Here is a 23,422-nt window from a genome sequence, read left to right on the forward strand (position 1 = left end):
CATGTCTACTGTGAAAAGGGGAGAAATTCCCACGCTGTTTGAGTCGCCATCGCATTGCTGCGGTTGTGGAGCGTGTGCCGCTAGTTGCCCTAGAGGCGCCGTTACCATGTCCGAGGGTAAGGATGGGTTCGTTCTTCCTGTAATTGATGGTGATCTTTGCATTGGCTGCGGCGCGTGCATTAAGGCGTGCGGTCTTAACCGAGGGATAGGCTTTAATTCCGCCGGACCGTTCTTTGCCGCCGCCGGTAGGGACGATGTCTCGGAGTCCGCCTCCGGTGGCGTTTTTGGTGCATTTGCGCGTGAGCTTATTGCTTCTGGTGGGGTCGCATATGGCGCTGCCTATGAGCGCGAGGGGAGCATCCTTCGGGTGCGGCACCGTCGCGCGGCGAGCGTTGACGGGCTTCGTCCACTGCTTAACTCAAAATATGTGCAGAGTGATGCCGGAGCTTGTTTTGCCGACGTGAAGGCGGACCTTCGCGAGGGGAGGCGGGTTCTTTTCTGCGGTACGCCTTGCCAAGTCGCCGGCCTTAGGGGCTTTCTCGGAGGCGATTATGAGAACCTGACAACCGTTGACCTGGTCTGCCACGGCGTCCCTTCCGGCCGCATGTTCGCGGATTGCGTTGAGGGCTATGGCAGACAGCTTGGGTCTCCCGTGGTTGATTTCCGGTTTAGGTGCAAGCGCGAGGGGTGGGACAACTCTCTTCTTCTATTTCTTCTTCTTGAGGACGGAAGAGAGGTCACCATTCCTGCGGCGAAATCCCCCTACTACGACATGTTCCTGAACCTCAAGACTCTTCGCGATAGCTGCTATAGGTGCCCCTATGCAGGGAGATTTCGCGCCGGCGATCTTACCATCGGTGATTTTTGGGGCGTCGACGTTAATAGGCCCGACGTTTTGAAAGATGCTGAGAAGTTTAATCAGATGAAAGGTGTCTCCTGCTTGCTGGTGAATAACGACCGCGGCAGGGAGTTTATTGAATCCAGCAACGCTCTGGACTTGTACCCTGTCGAATTTGACGATATCGCTAAAGGCAACGATCAGCTCCGCCGCCCGAGCACCCTTCCAAAAGACAGACAGCTCTATATTGACGCATTTGTCGAAGGTGGTTGGCATGCCATTGAGTGTATGTATAAAAGGCGTGAGCGGGGAATATTTTTTTATACTAAGAAAATAGCACGAAGGCTTCTCCCTGAATCATTTCGGGAGATTGTCAAAAAGTATTTGAAAGATCTTGCAGACTAGGTAAGGACCCACGCCTGGGCGGGCCCCCCGTTGGGCTCGTAGAGCCATACCGTGTTGCCCTCCGAGGTCCGCTGCCCCCGGTCGTCCAGCGCCAGCCCGGAGGCGGACGTGAATGAGTAGCGGCCTCCGCCCAGGGCCGAGACGCGCCACAGCTGCGAGGCGGAGCCGTCCGCCTCGGCCAGCACCGCCCGGTTGCCCGACTCGGTCAGCATCAGGCCGCCCGAGGAGACCCTGTAGAGGCCCGTCGCCCCGTCGCGCTCGAGGGAGAGGGCGCCCGCGCCCGAGGACAGCGAGCAGCCCGATGCGGAGGCCGACACGGCCATCCGGGCGTCGAGGGCGGCCGCGAGGCGGTAGGAGCCGTCGTCTATAACTTTCTCTAATGTTGCGATTCGGTATTTTGCTGCCAGGTCGTACCTGGCGCTCCATTTGCTGTTCGATTCCTTGGAGACGTTTGATGCCGCAGTAAGCTCAGCCTTGGCGCCTTGAACTTTCCATTCCCTCTGGTTCATCGCGTACGCAACAGTCCCGTTCTGAATCCCCGAGATGCTCGGCGGGAAGGACTGGTTGTCGGCATCGATGGAAAAGCTCTCTTCTTTGGCATCCAGGTGCTGCTGAATGCGATCGGCATACTTCTCGGCCCATTCATCGGCCTTGCCATTTCGCACGAAGTAATTGTTGGATAGGTCGGTCGAGCGGTAGGTGTAGTCGTCCTTCTGATAGTTAGCCGTGTGGTCGGAGTGGGCGATTGCCATGAGCTCGTCAGTCAGGCCAAAGTACAGATGGCACTGGTCCAGGTCTCCGTACCAGTTGTCGCTGGTGTCGTCCCAGGTTAGGTCCATCTGGCACCATTTGCCGTCGATCTTTACGGCGTTCCAGGTGTGTCCGTTGCCGGTGATGCGGCCGTTGGCGATGCCCGCGGCGTCAAGGAGCTTGGAGTAGATGCGCTGGTAGCTCTCGCAGGTGCCCTGGTGGCGCGTGAGGCCGCTTTCGGCCGAGCAGTAGTTGAGGCTATGGTCGTACTCCAGCTGGTCGAGCGTCCAGTCGTGGAGCCACAGCGCCATGTCGTATTCCGAGCCGTCTGTCTCTTGCCTGCACTGGGCCACGGCGTTGTTGACGATCTGCGTGACGCTTGGGCGTGAGGCGTCGTTTACGGTCACCTCCGCCGTGGCGCGCAGGTAGTAGATCCCCTTGTCGTTTTGGGGGTCGTTTCTGTCGCTGTCCATAAAGTAGAAATAGATGCGGTACGTGCCCGATGCCGTGAAGTCGAAGGTAAAGTCGTGGCCCGCGGTGCCCAGGCTGTAGTAGCCGGCCCATGCCGGACGCGACGGGTCGCAGACGCTTTCCTGGCTGCCGCCGTCCCAGTAGGTGGGCACGTCCATGCGCGCCTTGGCCTGGGACGAGCCGTTGGTTTGGGTTACGTGGAAGGTCGTCGCGGTGCCCGCGGGGGCGTCGTTCCACGAGACGGTGAAGGTGACGCCGTTTTGGGTTGACGTTGCGGAGTGGGCGTAGGTGGTTTGTGACGTGATGGAGATTGCCTCGGGCGTGGGGATGGTCTGGGCTCGGAGAGATGGGGCGGGGGTGCCGGTTGCGGCGGTGGTGCCGTCACTGGTGTCGTCGGCGCTTTCCGTGTTGGCTGCGCTGGTGCCGTCAGCGCTTTCCGTGTTGGCTGCGCTGGCGCCGGTGGATGTTGCGGTGCTGTCCTCTACGGTATCTGCTGTCGCATTTGTGTTGGTGCCGTTTTCGGCCTTGCCTGTGTCGCTGTTCGTGGCGTCGGCTTGCGCTTGCTGCTCGGCGGCTGCTTGAGGCTGGATGGCTTCCGCGATGGCTGCCATGGGCATCGTCGAGCTGACCATGGACGTGCACGCGATCGCGCAGAGCAGGTAGTAAAGGGGTCGTTTCATAGCGGAGCCTCTCGGTGAGCAGCCAATAGGGTCCGAAGGCAGCTCCAGGCCAGCACTCCGCACATATTTTGTTGGGGATTATTTTACGGGAACACCAGTCAACATCAGCGAACTTTCTGGGGGATGTTGGGGAGGGGTGTTTGGTTGCCCGGTGGCGTTGTGGATCGCGTCGGGTTGACTATGCTCGATGCTGCAACTCCAACATGAGGCCGTCCTGCGCCTCTTCGAGACTCGACACCGAGGCCTTCCAGGAAAAGTCCGCGAGGCTGCTGCCAAGGTCAAGCTTTACATGGTCGTATTCTTCAATTTTGCACCCAGGGTGATTCTCGTCGGGTATAAGACGGCATTCGACCGGTTGCGACCCTATGATTCGATACTCCTTCTGATATGCGTACTTGGGCGTTTTGATAACGAGATTGTGCGGGATGCCCTCAAAGATCTCGCGGATTAGTTTTGGCCCGGGGATGCCGTAGGAGATGGGACCGTGGGCGTAGATGTTTTCGTCGTCGGTGGTGTGTCTGTCGGCGAGGCGCGTGAAGCTGTCGTACTGCACAATGCCGATCCACCCGTCCGCGCACCCGAACTCCTGGATCATTCGCATCGGGATTTTCACGGCGTTGTCGACGATATCGTTCTCGCGGACCGTGTACATGCAGTAGATGGGCAGGCAAGTATATCCGTAGAGACACACCCCGGGAGCCATAGACGCCTCGAGCGGATCGCCCTGTTCGCCAGGCAGGCTATGGTAGTAGCCGGCCGCGTTCATGTAGAGGCGACCGTTCAGTAGGTCTTCGATGAACGCCTCTTTGGGCGCGAACTTAAGTAGGTAGACGATGTCGTTGTTGGGCATGGTGTTTCCTTTCTTTGGTAGTGATGTCCCAGGTCGCTTTGTGCGTCCGGGTTGCTTGCTACCAAGGTAAGGGCGTCTGGTGGGATCCTCGTGCGGGAGTGGTGTGTGGCGTTTGCCTGGACTGTGCTTTTTCGAGATGACTGGGCGGTCAAGAAGTTTAGACCTGCGTCGACTCCATTTGTCATGTCCACAAAACCGTTGGCATTTGGTGTTAGCATCCCTAGTGTTCGCCTTGCCAGGAACGTTGTTAATTGCCATATGTATGGCTATTGCTCTATTAGGGGGATTCCCTTGGCAGATTTAGTCCATGTTTTGCCGTTCAAATCGGTGAGTGTCGAAGCTCAGAAAGCGCTCTCAAAGATTGAGTATCTCGAGGGTGATTCTGTAACCAAAGTGAAAGAGTATGACGACGTTGTGCGGTCACTTTGGGAGGCTAAGCAACTGTATGAACAGTTTCGATGGAACTATGGTGAACTGAGGCGCTTGGTTCCGTGTGATCAGTTTGACTTCTTACCCGACGGCTTTGCCAATGGGGGTTTTGGCGAGAGGACTGTTGTTAACGCTGCTTTTGGAAATTATGTTTCCGCAGCCCGTGGTCTTGTCGATAGAATGCAGGCAGTTATGCGGAAGTATGACCGAGGTTCAAATAAAGAACTTTATAAAGACTATTGGAAACTGCCTTCTTCTTGGTATGACGAAGGTGGCCTCTATGTTTTTATGTATGAGATTCGAAATCCAGTTCAGCATGGTCAAACCGTTGTTTCGCTTGTCAGGGAAAATGATGCGACTAGGGTTAGATTTGATCTTGATCAAATTGTTGATATGCGCGAATACAATACCTCGCCAAAACTTCGCGCCTTTCTAAACAAGACAATTTCGAAAATCAAAGACCATGATTCATCCGATTGTCCGTATCTTTGTTTTCGATATACAAACATGAGGTACAACGAACTTGTTATTGAGTTATTCTGTCATTTCCTGAAATGTGCCGAGCCCAGAATACGCGCCGCTCGTAAGGATATGCAGAGTTTGCTATTGCAGCACAGCAAAGCAGTCGGCAAGCTGGGCGGCTCTTCCTTTGTTGCATATGTTGATGGCGATATGACCCATGTTTATGATGAAGTTGATGTTGACCCAGTTAAGCAATTAAAAGATATGCACCGAAAGGCACAGAAGCATCTAAAGGATGCTCGAAATGCAATTGCGGCTGAGCGCAGATCAATTCGCTAGAGAATAGCTCCAGCATTGCGGTTCTGCTCATGTTTGCGGTCGGACGGGTGCCTCTGCGGTTGCCGGTAGTCTGCGTCCAGAGTTCCATTAGCCCAGGTTTTTTATCCCAGCAAAATCCAGGATCTGCTTAGCTATCTATGGCTACGCTTCATTAAAAAAGTCGTTCTTCTTTAGCCGACCGAGATATCGGTCGAGTTCGTATAAAGCGTCAATGTAGACCTGGGCTGAGTTGCGGATATCGCGCATATCTAGACAGCATCTTTCAAAATGTAGCTTGCCAGTTTCTGTTTGAGTGCTACGACAAGTCATGAGTGCGATTTCGTTTTCAGCAACGTTATCAGTCTCTTCTAATCCTTTTGGTGAGATGCGATAGATTACTGCGCCCGGATATGAGTCGAGAAGGCTTTTCCCTCTCACATCAATACAAATTCGCCCCGCTGGACCAAAGCCGTATTCTTCATGCCTCGTCGAATTCAGGGGGTGAGCAATTACGATTGAGCGAACCGCTTCAAGATAATTACGCGCCTCTGTGAGTTCATTCTGTCTCGAGAACTCGAATTTGGTTCTAATTACTTCTTTCAAACAGGTGTAATTAATCTGCCAGTATGCATCTTTAATCCAGGTGGCGAGTGCTACTAGAAATACGGTGTCCTTAATGTTGGGAGAAAATCCGTCTTTGATGGCAGCATTGAAGTCTTGAATGCTGTAGTTGGCCTTAAGAATAAGATCAGACATTAATTCATAGTGATCTAGATCTTTCCAAGGCCACTTTTTCCAAATGCCGCCTTTGCCTTCACCCAGACCGTCCGTGGACTTTAGATGTTCGATTGATTGCACGTTGTTCCCGTCTACTTGAGTTCCGATCGGGCTCCTCATCGTTGTACGTTGTTAATTATCATAATGGCTCGACGGCAAAGCGAGGGGTTGGGTCACATTTTCGGGTACCGTCAAGATACTTTCGTAAATTGATTTAGCCGTCCTCGGCCTCGTCCTCTTCTAGCCCTCCGCTTTTCCCTTCAGCTCGTCCATCTCCTCCAGTTTGGACATGTCCAGGTACCTCCTCTTGCCCCATTCGTGCTCCGCTATGTACTTCAGTCTCGCTGACACCAGTATGACGACCGAGTTGCCGTCCGGGTAGGTCCCGACGGCCCTCGTCCTCCTCCTGATCTCGCGGTCGATGCGTTCGATCCCGTTGTTCGTCCTGATCCGGCGCCAGTGCTCCGGCGGGAATTCCGTGTAGGCCAGTGTCTCGGCGAACCCGTCGCTCACCGTCCTCGCGGTGGACACCGGCGCCCCCCAGAGGAGCTCGGAGACGTCCTCGATCCTCTTGGTTGAGACGCCCGCCAGGTACATCTCGACGATAGCCTCCTCGACAGAGGTCTCGCGCCTGCGGTAGCGCTCGATGACAGCCGTCCGGAAGGTCGCGCCGCGGAGTTTCGGCACGCCGAGCTCGACTTCCCCGGCCTCGGTGACGAACTTCCTCGCGTAGTGGCCGCTGCGGTAGACCTCCCGGCCCGCCGCCCTCTCGTAGCGTTCGGCCCCGACGGGCTCGGACGACTCGTCGTCGACTGATACGATGTTCGCATATACTGCCCGTGCCCCTTTCCTCGATGGTTTATTGTCTAGTCGCCAGAAATCATATGAATACGCGTGGACCGTGTCCCTCTATGTGTTTGTCAATTTGTGAAAGAAATTATGCGTCACCTCCTTATGCGCAACTACTTTCCCTATGGGTTATTAAGACTGCCCAAGACGGATTGTTGGTCGCCGGAGATTGGTTTGCCCAACTGCGCTTGAGACCCTTGGTGCGGATTTCCCAGTCGCCCTACAACGCTCTTGCAATGAGTGTTGTAGTGGTCATTGCCCAAACGTTCCTCGCGATTTATGCACTGTTTAGGAACATGAACTACTACGACATGAACGCACCGTTTCTCGAGAACTTCTTCAACACCGTTAAGGGTGCGGCACTGAAGCTGTCCTCGGCGATCTTGGGCGAACACGCGATAGATGTGCTGCGCAAGAAGAAGGGGGAGTGAGGGCGAGATACTCAGAATGTCAGGCCGTTAGGTACTGCAATCCCTCCCCGTTGTTGGCTGTATCAATGTGGGCCTTATATATCATGGACTTGATGTCGGTATGAATAGGGTGAGACAAAGTGGACGAGCTTTCCAAAGAAATTGCATCTCTGCCATCTGATGTATTGAGTAAAGCATATGATGATGCTCTGCATCCTGTGCTCTCATCGGTCGGAGACACTCTGAGTTTAGTTCCCAGAACCGTTGGCGTATTGCTTGGCCCCTGGAAGAAATGGGTGGTTAACGGCGAGAGCAATATTGAGGAGGCGATTCGGCAAATCGAAGAAAAGATGGAAGACGTCCCGGAGGACTGCTTCTGTGAGCCTGCACAGAATGTTGTGGTGCCGGCTATTCAGCAACTGTCATATTCGTACGACAGTCAGGACCTAAGGGGGGCTGTACGTTAATTTACTCGCGTCCTCTATGGATAAAAGGGTTTCTCCTCTCGTCCATCCGAGTTTTGTTAGCATAATCGGACAACTGACTCCCGATGAAGCCAAAATGATGTCGTGGCTTTCTGAAGGGCTTGGTAAAGATCATATTCCGGTTATTGACTTACGCGTTGTCGAAGACGATGACATGCCAATTAAAGCTCGGTGGCGAGTGCTTTGCGAAAATTATACGAACGTATTCGATGCTATCGTTCAATGTCCTGAGAATGTGTCTTTGTATTTGAATAACTTGGAGCGACTGAAACTTTTAAGCGAAGAAACGTACTGTTACGAGGGGGAAGACGATTATCTTGGGATTGAGGATTCTGACAGGATCCGAAATATAAAGAAGGATAATACGCCTTCTGATGGATGGCGGTTTGATTGCGTACATCATGTTTTTAGGCTAACACCGTTCGGGAAGCTTTTTATTAAGTGCTGTGTTTAGTCTTCTCGGCAGTGCTGGTACGATTCGATTCTTGGCGGTTTGCTAATGGGTGAATGCGTTGGTCAGATTTGATGGGAATACCTTCTATTTCTTGTCAATTAGTCTTTTAAAGCTTCCGACCGTCGTCCTGGCGGTTTTTCTTTGTCCCCGCAATGATGGACAATTTCCTTAAACGATTTTGGTCCGTGATAGTTTCTCACGGTTCATTTTCGCTTCATTTTACGGTGATGGTGCCAAATGGTAAGAGGTGCATATGAACGAAGCGGTTTTTAGGGTTTTAGCCAGGCTGGGGCTCGACGCTAAACCATTCAAGCAGGAGAAAGTGATCGAGCTGGTCAAGAACCCCCTTTCCGGAGCATGGGTTACCGTCTATTCGCACCATGACGCTGCTGATGGAAGGCCTTCCGTTTTTGCCTGTTTTGCCGACCTTGCACGGAAGCAGGAGATTCTTGCAGGTGATGATTGGTTGAAGCATGCTTCCAGTTTCTCGCCAGGCTTCTGCGTATGTGCAGATGACGTCACTTATCATGACGGGCGCGATGAGGGCTATGACTTTATTGTTGCCGAGCAGTATTTCTATCCGCTCGACCAAGCGCAGATTCTGGTCAACCAGGAATTTGTCATGCTGTTTGAACTCTACCGCGGCGAAGACGGTTGCTACTATAGCGTCGACAAGTGCGGCGAGAGAGAAAAAGTCGTTGACTTTGCTGGAGACGAGGTGCGTGTCAGGACCAAATATATACTGCGCTTCATTGCAGCTAAGCAATGCTTCTTCGTCTACTTTGTTGACGCTCGGCTGGCATCTTCGTCCAACTATCCTTTGGGGAGCACTGAGTGCATTTCAGAGAGTGATGAAGTCGGAGGGAACTACCATATCGGACAGTGGTACACGAGCGATATTGATGAAGGCTATCTGCTGTCCATGCTCTACGCTCGAAGCTTTATCGAGCCCGACGACGTCGAGACTTGTGGCGTATGGCCGTTCGATGAGAAAAATGAACGGTACCCCGAGTTCGTCATCGGCGAACGGCCTGACGGCTCGCTCGTTCGATACACATGTGACCCGAATAAGCTTGGCACCTACTTTGATAAGGAGCCTCGCGCCCCACATTACTTAACCCCCGTTTTCTTTAAGCCCGCTGTACTTGATAAGTACAGGAGTAGCCCTCACTTCGATGTCAGCGAGCGTCACATTTCATGTGGGAGCCAGTGGAGGTGCGAGATTGACAATGTTGACCCGGACAGAGTTATGGTTTATCTCGGCGATTTGGGACGCGATCTTCCCGAGAGTGAGCGCACTCATTTCCTTTCCTTCGAGATGTCTCCCGTTGACCAGCGCATTTCTGATGAGGTATTCAAGACAGATTTGCTCAATATGTGGGTTAAAGATCCGTCGGGCCCTGTTTCCATGCTTATGCGAGCGCGAATGGAACTTGATAAAGCATGGAGGAAACGGTTTGGCTTGGCGCTGTATAGGCCTTTCCACCGTGCAGACGAGGGCATTCTTGAACAAATCCACATTCCATCTGGCAACGGCGAGTTTGAATTTGAGTCCGTGACTATGGCCCTCACGAGAGCCCTCGTCGACTACATTGATGAAAGTGCTCTAAAGGACGCTGATGCGAAGGGTAGTATTAACAAGTTGGAGGCCTTTCTTAGCGGGAATGACATCGTGATCGACCTAAAGCCTCTCCGTGATCTTCAGAACCTTCGGTCGGCGGGGGCAGCGCACGGTAAGGGCTCAAAATACGATAGGCTTTACGGCGATGTGGTCACCGAAGACCATAGAGAAGATGCGAAAAGACTTATTGCTCGGCTTACGACCATGCTGAACGAGTTGACTGAGGCCTTAAAACCTGCCGACGATCGGAAAGAGTAATTGCAGGGTGATGGGCTGTCATGCGCTAGGGAAACAAGGCTGTTGCAGTTGGCGGATTTAGATATTCTTGCATCAAGACCTTCCGATTTCCTATAGATAGAGACAGGTCCAATTAACTTTCAATGTGTATCCTCCTTATTTTCTGAGTTTATGTAGCACTAGCTGCGTTTATAGGAATGGGCTATGCGCGATACGGCGGTTTCAGCATGAGGCCGGCTTGTACTTCTTCGAGATTCCATATACTGACACCTTTCAGGTCCGGCTTATGTCCGCGCCAGTATTTATGCTTTAAGCAAAGCGGCACGAGTGAACTTGCTGCGAGCCTCATGCTGTGAGCACGTTAATCAATCGGTCGTGAAGGCGAGGTGAGTATGAAAGGTAGAAACCAGCACGTTACGAAGCGGTCGGATGGCAATTGGCAGGTTAAGGGCGAGGGGGCGCGTCGCGCTTCCTTTGTTACGACGACCCAGGGCGAAGCTATAAAGCGCGGTCGTCAAATTAGTTCTAATCAGCACTCTGAGCTAATCACCCATCGTCCTGATGGCAGGATCCGCGCAAAGGATTCCCATGGGCACGATCCCTTCCCGCCGAGAGGATAGGGACTTGACGCCATTGCGGCTGCGGGCATGGATTAGCGTGTCCGCAGCCGCAACGCCTGCCGGAAGTATGCGGCAAATTCTGGAACCCCCGAGCACAACAGCTTTTCCACATAAAGGATCCGCAGGCAGAAGCATTACGGCATTCCGGAGCGCTCGGCACGCTAGGGATTTGCCGCATACTTCCGAGTTTTGGCCTTGTACCCTTTGCTCCAGATGCTGCAAACACTTGATTGATGCTATTTAAGGTCTATAATCAAATAAAAACTCTGAAATATCTTTTCAAAACAATGAAAGGAATGTTGAGGACGATGCTTTGCCAGTTCACCTTCAGGAACTATAGATCCTATCGCGATGAGGCGGAGCTTTCCATGCAGGCGACGCCGATGAAGGAGTTCGAGCGCTCCCTCATAGTGTGCCCTGACGGGCAGGGCTTTCTACCAGTGGCCGCGGTGTACGGACCCAACGCTGGCGGTAAGTCAAACCTGCTCGAGGCTCTCGATTACGTTCGCTCGGCGGTAGCCAGACCGATTAGGCTGCTGTCTGCCAGTGCTGATGCACCAGGGGGTGATCGCCCTTCGATACCCCGTTGCTCTGCGTTCGAGTTCGATGACGTGTCGGCTGCTAAGCCCACCGAGTTCGAGCTCTACTATCGCGCGGGTGAGCATGAGTACCGCTATGCCCTGTCCGTGCATGCGGACGAGATCGTGTCCGAAGGACTGTGGCGGCGCAAATTGGGGGCGTCACGCACGGCGATGCTTTTCGAGCGCGAGGGCACGGGGGTTGAGCTTGGTCCCACGCTGCGTAAGCTCGTGACGGCCGCGAGATTCAACCCGAGCCTGCCATACCTGTCGTTTCTCTGCATCAACTTTGACGCGCCGGTGATCAAGGAGGCTGCCAGTTGGTTTCTTGATGGGGTATTCCTGAACTACAACAGCTCCTATCTGGAGCAGATGCTCGAACAGTTGCTCGATGAGGATGACTCACCCGAGATCACGCGTTTTCTGCGTGCCGTTGACGTGCGTATCGATGGCTTTAGGGTTGAGAAAGCTCCGGAATGGCGGGGCCAGCGCGTCTTCGTAAAGCATGAGGTGGACGGTAAGGGCTATGAGCTGCGCCTGTCCGAGGAGTCGGCCGGTACTCAGAAGCTCATGGGGCTGGCGGCGTTTCTGCTGGCGGCGCTCGAACGCGGCGGTACCGTCGTTGTCGATGAACTCGACGCCAGGTTGCATCCGAAGCTCCTGCGCTACGTGATCCTGCTGTTCAAAGATCCCGAAGTCAACAAGAGCGGCGCGCAGCTCATCTTCTCGTCTCAGGACGTGTCCATTATGCGAAACGATGTTTTTCGCCGCGACGAGATATGGTTTGCCGCACGCGGCGAGGGGGAGGCGAGCCAGCTATGGTCGCTCGCCGACATCCACGAGTCAAATGGCAACCTGGTCAGCAAGAACGCGGCATTCGACAAGCAGTACCTGTCTGGCCGCTATGGTGCCGACCCGTATCTCACGCGCATTGAGGAGTGGGATTAGTATGGCCGCGAAAAAGTCGAGGGACTGGCGCAGCGGCAAGCGCGAGGGACGCTCTCGCATGGTACAGATGACGCGCCATCTCGTGGTGACCGAGGGCAAGGAGACTGAGCCTCGCTACTTCGAGGGCGTGCGCGCCGCGTTGGGCGCAGCAAACGAGCGGAAGGTTGCCGTAGTCGTTAAGGGGACTGGCAAACATACTCTCGACCTGCTCGACTTCGCCGTCGAACACTGCCTCTATGCGCCCGAGACGTTCGACCACGTGTGGCTCGTGTATGACAAGGATGACTTCCCTGCGTCCGACTTCGACGCGATGGAACGTAAGTGCAACGAGCTCTCTGATGGTTCGAGGACCTTCCACGCGTTGTGGTCCAACCCCTGTTTCGAGCTGTGGCCGCTTTTGCACTTTCGCTACACGACCGCGCATATGTCCGCGTCCGACTGCCAGCATGCCCTCGCGCAGGAGATGTCGAAGAATTTGGGCATCGAGTACCGCAAGAACCTTGACGGGATGTTTGGGGCAGTGGATGATAGGCGAGGCGAAGCATTGCAGCGTGCTGGGCGCCTCGTCGCGTACCATAGGGAACTGGGTAACATTAAGCCATCTGCGCAAAACCCTTCAACTAAGGTTGGCGAGATATTTGATGTGATTGGGCCGTATCTGGTTTGACGGTCAAGTTCGATCGGGCTTGATGGGACTGGAGATTCATGAAAGATGTTGTTTCGGGCTGCCTGCCGTCTTTAACTGGATTGACCTTTTGGGACCCGATAGGATACTAGGCCGAATCTAGCGGTATTGACGCAGTCAACCTACGGGCCTGCGTCCTGCGGGGGCGGCTTTTCTTTTGAATTACCGCCCCTTTTCATCATTTGTATGGATGTAAGATTCGGACTGTCAAAATTTACATCTCAATAAAGAAAAGGCGAAATTGCGTGCGATTTTCTGCTCGTATGTAACTTTGCTGACGTGTTGTTGCTCAGTCTCCATTCGCTGTGGTTGCCGGTAAGGGATTGACCGGAATTGGGCTTTTCCTTACAGATCCAATTGTGATGAGGCCTTGCGACGGTATGTCCGGCTTGGTCTGTGGAAATCGCCGAACACAACCAGATTTTTCCCAACAAAACCGCTGGTAGAAGCGTTGTCGCTGTCCAGTGTGGTCTGCATGTCTAGATTTTGCCGCATGCTTCAGATTTGATCGGCTCTCGCAGTAGGTTTTCACGGTTCGGATGGGCTCTGGTTACATGACGTTTCCCGTAGTGAAATAATTGATGCAGGTCTCCTATCTCTTGCCGTAATATAATTACGGCAAGAGATAGGAGACTCTCATGCTTAAGCGTTTTACTGTTGATGGCTATAGGAATTTTTCGACTCCGGTTTCGTTTAATTTTGCAGCTTCTCGTGATTACCAGTTTGCAGAAAATAACGTTAAAAACGGAACCGTGAAAACTGCACTTTTGATCGGCAGAAATGCGTCTGGTAAATCGAATTTCGGTTCAGCTTTATTCGACATTACGCTCGGCTTTCCAAAGGCATTCGATTATTCTGACCAGGATGATCGTCTGTTTTTGAATGCTGACTGCGGGCGAGGTACGGCACAGTTCACCTATGTCTTTGAATTTGACGGTCGCGAAATCAATTACAGCTATGAGAAGTCTTCTCCGACTACTTGGCTTCACGAGACCCTATCGATTGATAAGAAACGAATTTTCGATTTTAATAATGCACGCGGCGTTTTCGAAGAGAACCATCTTGAACGAATCGGTGCTGCTGGGATCAATTTTGAATTCTCCGATACTTCGTTGAGCCTTCTTTCATATATAACGAGCAGTCTTCCAACTAATGTTTTAGGCGTCTTGGCGGAGTTGCGACGATTTGTCTCGCGCATGAGGCTGATTCGCATGGACTTTTTTCGATTAAAAGGGTTTGAAACAAGAAGGGTAATCGACAAGATCATACGCGAGAACAAAGTTGCGGAATTTGAGTCATTTATTCGCAATTTTGGAGTCGATGAGTCTCTGATCGTTATTAAAGAGTCCGACGGCTCGCCTGTTCTGTATTTCAATCACCCTATGCGATGCATCCCGTTTGTCGAGGCATGTTCTAGCGGTACAAGAACCCTGGTTAAGTTGTTCTCTGAGCTTGAGCTTAACGAGTCGGCCAGTTTTTTGTTCATAGATGAGTTTGACGCTTTTTGTCACTTTGAGATGGCAGAGAGCCTTTTGAAGTTCTTTGCTTCAAAGGCATCGTGTCAGATACTGTGCTCGACTCACAATACCTCGCTTGTTAAGAATGGCGTAATGAGGCCTGACTGCGTTTATCAAATCTCTGCAAAAGGGGGCATTCGAACTTTGGCCGATTCCACCGATCGCGAGTTGAGGCTTGGCAACAACATTGAGAAGCTCCTCCGTGCTGGAGAGTTTGACTAGTCATGAACAATGCGTCCGTAAAGAACGTCCTGCTCATTGTCGAAGGTGCTAAACGCGAGCCTCAGCTGATGGAGCGCATGTTTGATTCTTTTAGCCTCGCAGATGATCATCAAATTATTCATGTCGAGATTAATGTTCATGACTTTCTAGACAAGCTCTTTCAAGAATACGGTTGCGATTTTGAGGCCGTTGATCTTAGGTCCTTTGTTGCCGAGCTTCTTCCGGATAAAGATGATGCGACAGAGCTTCTCGAATCCAGTTTTACTGACACCTTGCTCATATTTGACTTAGATCCTCAGGACAATCGGCACGATTTTAAGCGGCTTGAGCTAATGCAAGACTATTACTGCGATAGTACTGATATGGGTCAACTATATCTAAGCTATCCATCGGTTGAAGCATATCGTGATTTTGATCCCCTGAAGTATCACTCTCTGGATGACGCCCTTGTTCCTTCAGATGTGATTTTTGGTCAGCGATCTTATAAGGACTGGGTTGCCAGGAGGGGAGATTCGCTTGCGGATATTGGGCGTATTGATGGTTTTACATTTGCTTGCATTATTGCCGTCCATGCCCTGAGGTCGCTATGGCTAACTAATGAGCAGGTAACGCAAAATGCAAACGAGTCTGTGGCTGACTTAGCTGCGGCTGTGGCCGGCGTTGACCATTCTGAACTTTTGCTCAACGAGATTGGTCGTTTGCAGAATGGTTCATTTTGTGCTTGTTGCACCTGCATTTTCTTTATCGCAAATTGGCCCAAGAGGCTTAACGACGTTTGGAACAAGGCGATTAAGAGGGGTTTGGGTATTCGTTTGCTCTAAATCTATAACGGCAGCGACAAGGTGATTAAGCTCGAGCGCAAAAAAGAAGTACGGCAGTTGGATCTACAAGGAGGACACGCCGCTTACACGCGGTGAGTTTGAGCAGATTCTGGCTGGCGACTACGACTTTTTGCTGGTGAGCCCCTATCCGCTCTGTCGCGAGTTCTACATCGAGTGAATCTGCAACATGATGCGCCCGTGGGCCATCGTGGACTATGAGCGTGAGTCGTGGGTGATGGACGAAGGTACCGTGCGCATTTCGTTTGACATGAACATGCACGTGGCGGTGGGAAGCTTTGACATTTTTGATGCAACGCTGTCCGCATTGCCCGTACTGGAGCCCGGCAAACTGGTGATGGAGGTCAAGTTTACTGAGTTTTGCTCGCAGCCGGTGCGTGATATGGTGCCGCCGGGCGCGGGTTTTGTCAGGTCGGCCCTGCCAAGATCGGCCTGTCGTTGCTCGTGGCGCTCGCCATGGGCATCCTGATCTATCACGTGTACAAGCGCTTTTTTACCGGCGTGGTGTATTCGCGCAGCTTTGCCGTGACGCTTGTGGGCATGTGCGTGCTTACCTGCATGGTCACGCTCGCGATCTCGACGAACGTGGTCATCTCGCTCGGTATGGTCGGTGCCCTGTCTATTGTCCGCTATCGTACGGCGGTCAAGGACCCACTCGACCTGCTGTATTTGTTTTGGTCCATTACCACGGGCATTACGGCAGGCGCCGGCATGTACGCACTCGTGGCGCTCACGGCGGTTGTCATCGTGGTGATGATCGCCGGGTTTGCGAGCCATCAGGACAAGGCGCGCGTGTACATGATGGTCATTCACTACACGGGCCAGACCACCGGCGACGATATCGTGCGCGCGTTTGGGCGTACCAAGTTCACCGTTAAGTCCAAGACGATGCACGGCGACAGAGTCGAGATGGCCGTGGAGGTATTCTCGGACGGCGTGGACATGCCCTATGCCGACGCGATTCGCACGCTCGATGGCGTTGAGGACCTGACCCTCATCCAGTACAACGGCGAGTATCATGGATAACTATGTTCCGGCGTTCTAACGAACGCCGGACTGCTCGACGCTGCGCGGGCATCTGCCGGGCGATCTGCCGCTCAAACCGTCGCTCGCGTACATGAAGTACGCTTCGCTCCTCTTTCGCGGCACCTCGCCACGGCAGCTGCCCGCTCGCTAGCTATTCTCAACCTGGAAAGTTTATTTGGTTCGGTTTTAATTAAGGGATGGTGCCGTGTGGACATGCAACGGCTAGAAGAGGTCTGGGCTGCAAGGACTGGTGCGCGTGAGGCGCGTCTTGTTGCGGCCTCGCATGTGCCGGCGGCGCTGTCTTTGTTGGGGATTGTACGTCCCGGCGATCGCCTGGTTGCGTTTGCCGATGACTTTGTCGATGTGCTTGCGCACGGCTTTGATGGCTGCGACGTGGCTATGGTGGGGGAGCCATCGGTTGCGGCGTTTGCTGCTGCGTCTGAGGGCTTTGATACTTCGGTTGAGGTCGAGGGGCCGCACCTGTGGTGGTTCGTCAACTCCATCGGCGGGTTTGGACTGCGCGTGCCCGATCTGCGCACGCTCGGTCGGGCGGCGCGTGAGGCCCATGCGCTGCTGGTTGTGGACAACACCGTGGCGTCTGCTTTTGGCTGCGATCCGCTGCGGCTGGGTGCTGCGCTGTCGCTCGAGGCGCTCGATCGCGTATGCGCCGGCGATGCTCCGCGAAAGTTGGTTGCCGTATCGGTCGCGCGCTCGCAGCTCAAGCGCCATCGTGTGGATGCTGCTGCCGAGTGCACGCATGCGCTGTTTGTGGACTGCGATGCGTCGGCACTCGATCTGTCTGTTGAGGAGGCTGAAGTGCTTGAACGCGGGCTGGACTCGCTCGATGCCCGCATGCAGGCACACTTCGACCGCGCCCGTGCGCTGGCTGAGTATTTGGCTGCCAATGAGATGGTGCGCGACGTGCGCTATCCCGGTCTGAGCTTGCATCCCGACCATGCGGTTGCAACGGGAATCCTCGAGCATGGCTTTGGTCCGGCAGTTGAGTTTGACCTAATCGGGCGTAGTGCGGGTGATTTGTTTGATGCTTTACCGGGGGAGTTCCGCACATCGCCCGCCGGCGGTGCAACGACGCGCCTTTCGGCCCTACGTGGCAAACAGGGGAGCACCATCCGCCTCTTCGCCGGCACCGACGACCCTTTACAGGTAGCCGCCACCCTCGACAACGCCCTTCGCAAGTTAGCTACTCTTTGATACTTGCGATGAGGGCGTCGGCTTTGGTGGCGATGACGTTGTTGATGTCGGCCTGCAGCTCCTCGTAGACCGCTATGGCTCGCTCGCCGGCGGGGGTGAGCGTGGATCCGCGGGCTCCGTCGCGTTCGATGAGCTTGCAGCCCAGCTGGCCTTCAGCCTCGTTTACAATACGCCACGCTTTGGAATACGCCATGCCCATGCTCTTGGCGGCGCGGTTGAGCGAGTGCTCGCGGGCGATGCCCTGCAGCAGTAAGACGCAGCCGTGGCCGAACACGCCCGGCAGATCTTTGTCGCACGCTTGAATGACCAACTTTGCCGTCGTCTTGTACTCCATGTGCTCCACGTCTCCCCGCTAAAGTGTTTGCTGGGCAAACGCAAAGCCTGCGTCAAACCCTCGTGTGCTCTTCTTAAAACATGCATTGTAGCAGTCAAAGTGCGTTAAGATACTTCCCCAGTATTGGGCGCCCAAGGTTGGGCTGGGTCCTACGAGGCCTGCAGCCGACCGGTCGCATGGAAAAAGGAGAAACATGGCTACGTTCTTTCCCGCTGAGTCCCACACGTTTTCGGAGTATCTGCTGGTCCCTGGTTACTCGTCCTCGCAGTGCATCCCCAACAACGTCTCTCTTAAGACGCCGCTAACCCGCTTTAAGCGCGGTGAGAAGCCGGCAATCACCCTGAACATCCCCATGGTTTCCGCCATCATGCAGTCCGTCTCGGGCGTCGACATGGGTGTCGCGCTCGCTACCGAGGGTGGCCTGTCCTTCATTTACGGTTCCCAGAGCGCCGAGTCCGAGGCCGCTATGGTCAAGGCCGTCAAGGATCACAAGGCTGGCTTCGTTCAGTCCGATTCCACTCTGACCCCCGACATGACCATGGAGCAGGTCATCGAGCTCAAGGAGAAGACCGGTCACTCCACTATGCCGGTCACCGACGACGGCACTCCCAAGGGTAAGCTCCTGGGCATCGTCACCAGCCGTGACTATCGCCCCAGCCGCGATGATCACCAGACAAAGGTCTCCGAGTTTATGACCCCGCGTGAGCAGCTCATCGTGGGCGACAAGAACATCAGCCTCAAGGTCGCTAACGACGTCATCTGGGACAACAAGCTCAACGCCCTGCCCATTGTCGACGACAACGATCACCTGATGGGCATTGTCTTCCGCAAGGACTACGACAGCCACAAGACTAACCCCAACGAGCTGCTCGATAACGACAAGCGCTACATGGTCGGCGCCGGTATCAACACCCGCGATTATGCCGAGCGCGTGCCGCTGCTCATCGAGGCTGGTGCCGACGTTCTGTGCATCGACTCCTCCGAGGGCTTCAGCGAGTGGCAGAAGCGCACTATCGAGTGGATCCGCGCCAACTACGGCGAGGACGTCAAGGTCGGTGCCGGTAACGTCGTCGACGCCGAGGGCTTCCGCTTCCTGGCCGATTGCGGCGCCGACTTCATCAAGGTCGGTATCGGCGGCGGCTCCATCTGCATTACCCGCGAGACCAAGGGTATCGGCCGCGGCCAGGCCACCGCGCTGATCGACGTCTGCCGCGCCCGTGACGAGTACTACGAGGAGACCGGTGTTTACGTGCCCGTGTGCTCTGACGGCGGTATCGTCTACGACTACCACATGACGCTCGCCCTTGCCATGGGTGCCGACTTTATGATGCTGGGCCGCTATTTCGCCCGCTTTGACGAGAGCCCGACCGAGCGCGTCAACGTCAACGGCCAGTACATGAAGGAGTACTGGGGCGAGGGTTCTGCGCGTGCCCGCAACTGGCAGCGCTACGACCTGGGCGGCGCCGCGAAGCTCAGCTTCGTCGAGGGCGTCGACTCCTACGTTCCCTACGCCGGCTCCCTCAAGGACGGCGTGGGCGGTACGCTTTACAAGGTCAAGTCCACGATGTGCAACTGCGGTGCCCTCTCGATCCCCGAGCTCCAGGAAAAGGCACGCCTGACCCTGGTAAGCTCCACCTCAATCGTCGAAGGCGGCGCCCACGACGTAGTCGTGAAGGATTCTCAGCAAAGCGTTAGCTACCGCTAAGCGGCTTTCCCAAGCACCGCACCTTGCCGTTCAAACCGTCGCTCGCGTACCAAAGTACGCGGCGCTCCTCTTTCACGGCAATCTGCGGCACCTGGAAAACCCGATCATGCTTGGGCGGGTAACAATTAGCGGTTGATTCACAACCACGTTATTTAGATAAAGCGAGATGCCTGCAAGTCGCAGGCATCTCGCTTGTCGTATTTGCTATCATCAGTCAAGTTAACCTTAGGGTCGGTCGGCTTAGCTTTGTTTGCTACAAGTTCCGCACGCAAAGAAGAGCACTTAATGTGCTCTTCGTCTTGCGCAGGACTGTCCGCAGTAGCGAATAAAGCTAAGCCGACCGACCCCAGCTAAGATTAAAGGAGCTGATATGTGCGATTGCACAGATCATAAGGACGAGATCCCTGCCTACGACGCGCAGGCCATTGAGTCCAAGTGGATGAAGGCCTGGGAGGATTCCAACCTCTTTGCCGTCGACACCGACGACAGCAAGCCCAAAAAGTATGTGCTCGAGATGTTCCCGTATCCGTCGGGCGACCTGCACATGGGCCACGCGCGCAACTATACCATCGGCGATGCCATGGCCCGTCAGGCCCGCATGCGCGGCTACGACGTGTTGCACCCCATCGGCTTTGACGCCTTTGGCCTGCCTGCCGAGAACGCCGCTATTAAGCACAACACGCAGGCTGCCGCCTGGACGTATAAGAATATGGACCAGGCGCTCGCCACGATGAAGCGCATGGGCTTCTCCTACGATCTGGATCGCATGGTCAAGACCTGCAGTCCCGACTACTACCGTTGGGGTCAGTGGATCTTTGAAAAGCTGTGGGAAAAGGGCCTGGTCTACCGCAAGAAGAACCCGGTCAACTGGTGCCCCACCTGTAAGACTGTTCTGGCTAACGAGCAGGTCACCGAGGGTAAGTGCTGGCGCTGCGGCACCGAGCCCGAGAAACGCGACCTTGAGCAGTGGTACTACAAGATTACCGAGTACTCTCAGGAGCTGCTCGACGACCTGGAGAAGCTCCCCGGCTGGCCCGAGCGCGTCAAGCAGATGCAGGCCAACTGGATCGGTCGCTCCGAGGGCGCCGAGGTCGACTTTACCCTGTGCGACCAGGATGGCGAGCCCATCGAGGGCGACGAGGGCAAGATCACCGTCTTCACCACGCGTGCCGATACCCTTTTTGGCGTCTCTTTCTTTGTCCTGGCTCCCGAGTACGCTGGCCTGCACGAGCTCGTCGTGGGCACGGAGTACGAGGAGGCCGTCACCAAGATCGTCGAGGACTCCAAGCATATCTCTGCCGTCGAGCGTGCCCAGGGCACCCTCGAGAAGCACGGTGCCTTCACGGGCCGCTATGTGGTAAACCCCGTCAACGGCGAGAAGGTCCCCGTGTGGGTTGCCGATTATGTCGTTGCCGACTACGGTACTGGTGCCGTCATGGCCGTTCCCTGTGGCGACCAGCGCGACTTTGAGTTTGCCCGTAAGTACGACCTGCCGATCGTGCCGATCATCCTGGACGATGACGACCGTGCTGCCGTCGAGGCCAGCGGCGAGACCATCGATACCTTCCATGCCGAGACCGTCGACTGGGATTGCGCCCACGCTGCCGAGGGCACGCTCGTCCAGTCCGGCAAGTACACCGGCATGCGCGGCGGGAAGCACTCCGAGGGCGAGGCTGCGATCGTGGCCGACCTCGAGGCCATGGGCTGCGGTCGTCGCAAGGTCGAGTTCCGTCTCCGCGACTGGCTCATCAGCCGCCAGCGCTATTGGGGCAACCCCATCCCGGCCATCCACTGCGAGCACTGCGGCATCGTGCCCGTGCCCGAGGATCAGCTGCCGGTGACGCTGCCCGAGAACCTGGACCTGGGCGCCGGCGAAACCCTTGCTGAGTGCAAGGAGTTCTACGAGACCACCTGCCCGGTCTGCGGCCGCCCGGCCAAGCGCGAGACCGATACCATGGACACCTTCACATGCTCCAGCTGGTATTACCTGCGCTATACCGATCCGCACAACACCGAGCTGCCCTTCTCCCGTGAGGCCGCCGACCGTTGGATGCCCGTCGATAACTACATTGGCGGCATCGAGCACGCCATTTTGCACCTGCTCTACAGCCGCTTCTTTACCAAGGCACTACGCGACCTGGGTCTGCTGAGTGTTGACGAGCCCTTCACTAACCTGTTGTGCCAGGGCATGGTCAAGGACGAGAACGGCGACACCATGTCCAAGTCCAAGGGCAATGTCGTGCCCCCGAGCTCGGTCATCGAGCCCTACGGTGCCGACACCATGCGTTTGGCGATCCTGTTTATCGCCCCGCCCGAGAAGGACTTCGACTGGGATCCCAAGGCCGTCGAGGGCGCCAACCGCTTTATCAAGCGCGCCTGGCGTATCGTTTGGCAGCTCGTCCAGTCCGGCGATGCCAACGTGACCTTCGACAAGTCCGCACTCGACGAGGTTGCGATGAAGCTCTATCGCGAGCGTCACCGCACCATCGCCAAGTGCACCGAGGACTTCGATCGCGGCCAGTTCAACACCGCGATCTCGGCCGTCATGGAGCTCGTCAACGCGGCGAGCGCCTATCTCAACGCCACCGAGGGTACCGCCCGCGACAAGGCGCTGTGCTACGGCGTGGCTAAGGATATCGTGAGCGTCCTTGCCCCCATCTGCCCGTTCTGGGCCGACGAGCTGTGGCACGAGGCCCTCGGCTGCGAGGGCAACGCCTACACCGCCGCCTGGCCCGAGTTCGACCTGGCCAAGTCCGTTGAGGACACGGTGCAGATCGTGGTCCAGGTGCTCGGCAAGGTCCGCGGCCGCGTCGACGTTGCCCGCGATGCCTCCAATGAGGATATGCAGGCTGCCGCCGAGGCCGCCGTCGCCAAGTGGCTCGACGGCAAGACGGTCGTCAAGGCCATCTGCGTGCCCGGCAAGCTGGTCAACCTGGTGGTCAAGTAAGCATTGCGCGCTTAACTGACGCATAAAAGACGAGGGGCGATCCGGTTGGGTCGTCCCTCGTTTTTCATGTACCTGCCCTGATGTCTGCGGTCAATTGTCCTATTCTTGTGGAGAAGCTGTGCGCACGCTGACCTGCAGGTTCGTACTGTGCTTGCACGTTTCCGCAGCTATTGGTATAGTTTGTTTGCAAATGAAGTTGTAATTGAAAGAAGTGGGGTTTCGGCCCCGCTTCTTTTTTGTATGGATGGAGGTGCCGCAATGGTCAAGACCAAGACCGAGCAGGCGATCATCGACGCGCTCGAGGCCGTCGCTCCCCAGCACGATGTCGACATCGTCGACGTCGAGCTTGTGGGTGCCACCAAGGCCCCCTGTGTACGCGTGCGTATCGAGGGTGCCGAGGGTCAGAGCCTGTCGCTCAACGACGTCACAGCCAACACCAAATGGGTCGGCGATGTGATTGAGGAGCTCGACCCCATCTCTTCGAGCTATACGCTCGAGGTGTCGAGCCCGGGTATGGCGCGCCCGCTACGCCGCCCGTGCGACTTTGCCCGCTTTGTGGGCGAGAACTGTGAGCTCACCTCCACCGCCACCGAGGGCCGTCGCAAGTACGCCGGCAAGATTGCCGCCGCCACCGAGACGAACGTGACCCTTGAGCTCGAGGGCGGCGAGTCCGTTACCCTCGATTTCTCTGATGTTAAAAAGTGCAAGTTGAAGCCCACCTACGACTTCAAGCCCGCGAAGGAAGGAAAGTAA

20 protein-coding genes and 2 pseudogenes are annotated in these 23,422 nt (G+C 55.3%); 16 read left to right on the plus strand and 6 right to left on the minus strand.

Annotated features, from left to right (window positions below; all coding sequences use genetic code 11):
• Position 1: 1 nt before the first annotated feature.
• A complete protein-coding gene (locus tag AAA021_RS03750) occupies positions 2–1,243 on the plus strand; it encodes a Coenzyme F420 hydrogenase/dehydrogenase, beta subunit C-terminal domain (protein ID WP_349088054.1) in 1,242 nt (413 codons plus the stop codon).
• On the opposite strand, the gene AAA021_RS03755 is transcribed toward AAA021_RS03750, so the two are convergent.
• Positions 1,240–3,144 (minus strand): transglutaminase domain-containing protein, encoded by a 1,905-nt coding sequence (locus AAA021_RS03755; protein ID WP_349088055.1) that lies wholly within the window; start codon positions 3,142–3,144, stop codon positions 1,240–1,242. The two genes, AAA021_RS03750 and AAA021_RS03755, sit on opposite strands and share 4 nt — an antisense overlap.
• 178 nt (positions 3,145–3,322) lie before the next feature.
• On the minus strand, positions 3,323–3,994 hold the full coding sequence (locus AAA021_RS03760) for a hypothetical protein (RefSeq protein WP_349088056.1): 672 nt from the start codon (positions 3,992–3,994) through the stop codon (positions 3,323–3,325).
• Between the two features lie 291 nt (positions 3,995–4,285).
• Between AAA021_RS03760 and AAA021_RS03765 the strand changes: the two genes are divergently transcribed.
• On the plus strand, positions 4,286–5,224 hold the full coding sequence (locus AAA021_RS03765) for a hypothetical protein (RefSeq protein ID WP_349088057.1): 939 nt from the start codon (positions 4,286–4,288) through the stop codon (positions 5,222–5,224).
• A 141-nt stretch (positions 5,225–5,365) separates the two neighbouring features.
• Here AAA021_RS03765 and AAA021_RS03770 read toward each other — a convergent pair whose 3' ends face one another.
• The 3 genes and pseudogenes from AAA021_RS03770 to AAA021_RS03780 all read right to left on the minus strand — a co-directional run.
• The gene (locus AAA021_RS03770; protein ID WP_349088058.1) at positions 5,366–6,061 is read right to left on the minus strand and encodes a hypothetical protein; all 696 of its coding nucleotides are present in this window, start codon (positions 6,059–6,061) and stop codon (positions 5,366–5,368) included.
• 261 nt (positions 6,062–6,322) lie between these two features.
• A pseudogene (locus AAA021_RS03775) lies at positions 6,323–6,511 on the minus strand (transposase); the annotation flags it as partial.
• A pseudogene (locus AAA021_RS03780) lies at positions 6,512–6,808 on the minus strand (transposase); the annotation flags it as partial.
• Positions 6,809–7,065: 257 nt separating this feature from the next.
• Between AAA021_RS03780 and AAA021_RS03785 the strand changes: the two are divergent.
• From AAA021_RS03785 to AAA021_RS03835, 11 genes are all read left to right on the plus strand, one after another.
• Complete coding sequence (locus tag AAA021_RS03785; RefSeq protein WP_349088059.1) at positions 7,066–7,260, plus strand: hypothetical protein; 195 nt, start codon at positions 7,066–7,068, stop codon at positions 7,258–7,260.
• A 119-nt stretch (positions 7,261–7,379) separates the two neighbouring features.
• Positions 7,380–7,706, plus strand: coding sequence for a hypothetical protein (locus AAA021_RS03790; protein WP_349088060.1), 327 nt, complete (start codon positions 7,380–7,382; stop codon positions 7,704–7,706).
• 725 nt (positions 7,707–8,431) lie between these two features.
• Positions 8,432–10,057 (plus strand): hypothetical protein, encoded by a 1,626-nt coding sequence (locus AAA021_RS03795; protein ID WP_349088061.1) that lies wholly within the window; start codon positions 8,432–8,434, stop codon positions 10,055–10,057.
• Positions 10,058–10,428: 371 nt separating this feature from the next.
• Positions 10,429–10,656 carry a DUF2188 domain-containing protein gene (locus AAA021_RS03800; RefSeq protein WP_349088062.1) on the plus strand — a complete coding sequence of 76 codons (228 nt, stop codon included), beginning with the start codon at positions 10,429–10,431 and terminating at the stop codon, positions 10,654–10,656.
• 308 nt (positions 10,657–10,964) lie between these two features.
• The gene (locus AAA021_RS03805; protein WP_349088063.1) at positions 10,965–12,182 is read left to right on the plus strand and encodes an ATP-binding protein; all 1,218 of its coding nucleotides are present in this window, start codon (positions 10,965–10,967) and stop codon (positions 12,180–12,182) included.
• 1 nt (position 12,183) lies between these two features.
• Positions 12,184–12,849, plus strand: a complete 666-nt coding sequence (locus tag AAA021_RS03810; protein ID WP_349088065.1) for an RloB family protein — start codon at positions 12,184–12,186, stop codon at positions 12,847–12,849.
• 656 nt (positions 12,850–13,505) lie between these two features.
• A complete protein-coding gene (locus AAA021_RS03815) occupies positions 13,506–14,606 on the plus strand; it encodes an AAA family ATPase (RefSeq protein WP_349088066.1) in 1,101 nt (366 codons plus the stop codon).
• Positions 14,607–14,608: 2 nt separating this feature from the next.
• Positions 14,609–15,427, plus strand: a complete 819-nt coding sequence (locus AAA021_RS03820; RefSeq protein ID WP_349088067.1) for a hypothetical protein — start codon at positions 14,609–14,611, stop codon at positions 15,425–15,427.
• 235 nt (positions 15,428–15,662) lie between these two features.
• A complete protein-coding gene (locus AAA021_RS03825; protein ID WP_349088068.1) occupies positions 15,663–15,914 on the plus strand; it encodes a hypothetical protein in 252 nt (83 codons plus the stop codon).
• On the plus strand, positions 15,902–16,471 hold the full coding sequence (locus AAA021_RS03830; protein WP_349088069.1) for a DUF4956 domain-containing protein: 570 nt from the start codon (positions 15,902–15,904) through the stop codon (positions 16,469–16,471). The genes AAA021_RS03825 and AAA021_RS03830 overlap by 13 nt, the downstream gene beginning before the upstream one ends.
• Before the next feature lie 213 nt (positions 16,472–16,684).
• Complete coding sequence (locus tag AAA021_RS03835; protein WP_349088071.1) at positions 16,685–17,683, plus strand: PLP-dependent transferase; 999 nt, start codon at positions 16,685–16,687, stop codon at positions 17,681–17,683.
• Here AAA021_RS03835 and AAA021_RS03840 read toward each other — a convergent pair.
• Positions 17,673–18,017 (minus strand): LysR family transcriptional regulator, encoded by a 345-nt coding sequence (locus tag AAA021_RS03840; RefSeq protein ID WP_349088072.1) that lies wholly within the window; start codon positions 18,015–18,017, stop codon positions 17,673–17,675. The genes AAA021_RS03835 and AAA021_RS03840 overlap by 11 nt on opposite strands.
• 193 nt (positions 18,018–18,210) lie before the next feature.
• On the opposite strand from AAA021_RS03840, the gene AAA021_RS03845 reads away from it, so the two are divergent.
• The 3 genes from AAA021_RS03845 (at position 18,211) to rimP (ending at position 23,422) form a co-directional block, all read left to right on the plus strand.
• Positions 18,211–19,722, plus strand: coding sequence for an IMP dehydrogenase (locus AAA021_RS03845; RefSeq protein WP_349088074.1), 1,512 nt, complete (start codon positions 18,211–18,213; stop codon positions 19,720–19,722).
• Between the two features lie 370 nt (positions 19,723–20,092).
• The gene (gene leuS, locus AAA021_RS03850) at positions 20,093–22,669 is read left to right on the plus strand and encodes a leucine--tRNA ligase (RefSeq protein WP_349088075.1); all 2,577 of its coding nucleotides are present in this window, start codon (positions 20,093–20,095) and stop codon (positions 22,667–22,669) included.
• A gap of 258 nt (positions 22,670–22,927) precedes the next feature.
• Positions 22,928–23,422 carry a ribosome maturation factor RimP gene (gene rimP, locus AAA021_RS03855; protein ID WP_227790729.1) on the plus strand — a complete coding sequence of 165 codons (495 nt, stop codon included), beginning with the start codon at positions 22,928–22,930 and terminating at the stop codon, positions 23,420–23,422.

This window comes from Collinsella sp. CLA-JM-H32, assembly GCF_040098165.1.
GTDB lineage: Bacteria > Actinomycetota > Coriobacteriia > Coriobacteriales > Coriobacteriaceae > Collinsella.